The 2402-nt window shown below is 66.0% G+C and carries 1 protein-coding gene and 1 pseudogene; one reads left to right on the forward strand and one right to left on the reverse strand.

The genetic code is table 11. The features are described from left to right. The first annotated feature begins 596 nt into the window (after positions 1–596). Positions 597–1880: a phosphatase PAP2 family protein gene (locus ACFVX4_RS41935; protein ID WP_389988738.1), complete on the forward strand. Its 1284-nt coding sequence runs from the start codon at positions 597–599 to the stop codon at positions 1878–1880. Positions 1881–2111: 231 nt separating this feature from the next. On the opposite strand, the pseudogene ACFVX4_RS41940 reads toward ACFVX4_RS41935, so the two are convergent. After that, positions 2112–2402 (reverse strand): annotated as a pseudogene (locus ACFVX4_RS41940) (hypothetical protein); the annotation flags it as partial.

The following is a 2402-nucleotide window of genomic DNA, read 5'->3' on the forward strand; positions in this document are numbered from 1 at the left end:
GGCCACGAAGACGCGCGTATGAGGGTGAATAGCTTGAAAACGGGCAAGCGCAAAGGTCACCCAACGACGCAGATCATCTCTAAACGCCCTCTGAGGAATCGGAAGGCGGCCTTTCGTGCGTCCGGGGGCGTGGTGGTCGCAGTGTGATCGCATGCCCGGGTTGGGGCTGGTTCGCGGTGGGTGGGCAGCATCCGACAGAGGCAGTGGCCCCTGGTGTGGCTGAGCGCTGTAGGTGGCCAGTCTGAGCACTCTCGTTGGCGACTATCCGCTGTCGGCGTCGCTCGCGCTGCCCTCGACCGCCACTGTCGCCGTCGCCCCCGACACCCGCCCTCCCGTCCACCGAGCCGCCCCAATCCGGGGCCGTGCGGGGCGTGCGGCGTTTCATGTCCGCCGTGGCCGCGGGAAAAGAGGAGCTGATCGCTGTATTCGGCGTACCTGTGATCAGCGAAACCCACCCGTTCCGTTAGCATGTTCGAGCTCGCAACGATCACATTGAAATATGACAAAGCAGCTGAAAATTGATAACTACGGTAACGCGAATGTTTTCGCGAATAGACGGCAGAACTAGGTTCGCTGCATGGCGTCAACCACGCGTCATGCTGTGGGTCGCGGTGAGTGTGGCGGCCCTCGGATTCCTCATTGCACTGGAGGTCGCCGCGCGTCGGTACGGCGAGCCGGGACCGATCACCGACCAGGCGCGAGAGGTGATATTCGCCCCCAAATCGGGGACGGTGTTGTACGTCAGTATGGCGTTGATGATGGTGGTGCTCACCTGGCGGCAGCGGTTCATCGCGGCCGGCGCCGCGATCGGCATCGACGTCGTCTTCTGGCTCGTGCGGTGGGCGGTCGACGCCGAGATGATGTTCGGCAACGGCGCGTTGTGGGTGACTTTGGCCTGTGCCGTCATCGCTGTCACGCGCCGCACCGACCGGGACCGTGTCCTGCTGCTGAAAGGCGTCGGACTGGCCCTGCTGCTGGTGGCCGGCCGCAAGACCGGCTACACCTGGCTGCTGATCACGTCGAAGACCCGCCCGGCGGTGCTCGACCAGTACGTGGCAACCGCCGATCATGCGTTGGGTAACCCGTCGTGGCTGGTAGGCCGGATTGTCGCGGCTACTGGCACGGTCGGCGCCCACGTTCTCGACTGGGTCTACATTCAGCTCGCGGTGGCCGCGGTCGTCGTCGCGCTGTACCAGCTGCGCAACGTGGCGGTCGAGCGCCGCTTCCCGGGCCATCATCTGGTGCGTACCTTTCTGGTCATCGGCCTGCTCGGGCCGGGCATCTACATGATCTTCCCGGTGGTCGGACCGATCTTCGCCTACGGCGCGGACGGGGGGCACTGGGCGGTGGCCAACCTGTGGCCGGACACGCCGCCGCCGGTCAGTACCCCGCACCCGATGCTCTTCGACGAGATCACCCCGCGCAATTGCATGCCCAGTCTGCACACGGCGTGGGCTACCGCGATCTTCATTCATTCCCGCAAGGGCCCGCTGGCTCTGCGATTCGCAGGCGCGTTCTGGCTGATCGCCACGCTCGGTGCAACGCTGGGCTTCGGCTACCACTACGGCGCGGACATCGTCGCCGGTGTGGTGTTCACGCTCACGATCGAGACGGCGCTGCGCTCGCTCGACCGCGGCTGGGACCGGTCGGGAATCCAGCTGGTCGTCTACGGCGCCGCGGTCTTCGCTGGGCTCTTGGCGTCGTATCGCTATCTGTCGGTGGAGATGGCCGGACATCCGTGGGTGTTCGGGCCGCTGCTCATTCTGGCGATGACCTCAGTGGTCTACGGCTACGTACGGACCACCAAGCTGTGGGACCGGAAGGCCGCGTCGGCGTATCTGCCGGAACCGCGACGCGAACCGCAGCCCGAACTGGTTTGAGTCATGTTGCAGCAGGTCGTGGGCTGAGCGCCTCCCGGGTGGGGCCGGGAGTGTGGCTGAGCGCTGTGGTTGGCCAGTCTGAGCGCTCTCGTCGGCGACTGTCCGCTGTCGGCGTCGCTCGCGCTGCCTTCGGCATCGCCACGGTCGCCGTCGACGGAGGCCCGGACGCATGGGGCATGGGGCTGGTGGTGGGGACCCGTCCGGATGCTCCTGTTGCCGGCCTGTGTGAGGTCAGCGCGCGGCGGGCTCGGTCGCGGCCTGTTTCCGGGCCGGGATCAGGCGGGGGCGGGGTTCAGTTGAGCTGCCCTTGCTGGCGATTCCCCGACCTTGTTCCGGCGCCCCTTCGTCATGCGGCCGGTGAAGGACTTCATCTCGAAGATGAAGTCCGCCGGCGTCCGCGCCGGGTAGTGGTCGCTCGACCAGGTACTGGGGTGCCTCGAAGTTTCCGGACAGGGATCCAATAGGATCGCCCTGAGAAGGAAACGAGGAAGAAGTGGCGCCACCCAGCAAATACTCGCCGGA

This window comes from Streptomyces sp. NPDC058240 (assembly GCF_042882135.1).
Classification (GTDB): Bacteria; Actinomycetota; Actinomycetes; order Streptomycetales; family Streptomycetaceae; genus Streptomyces.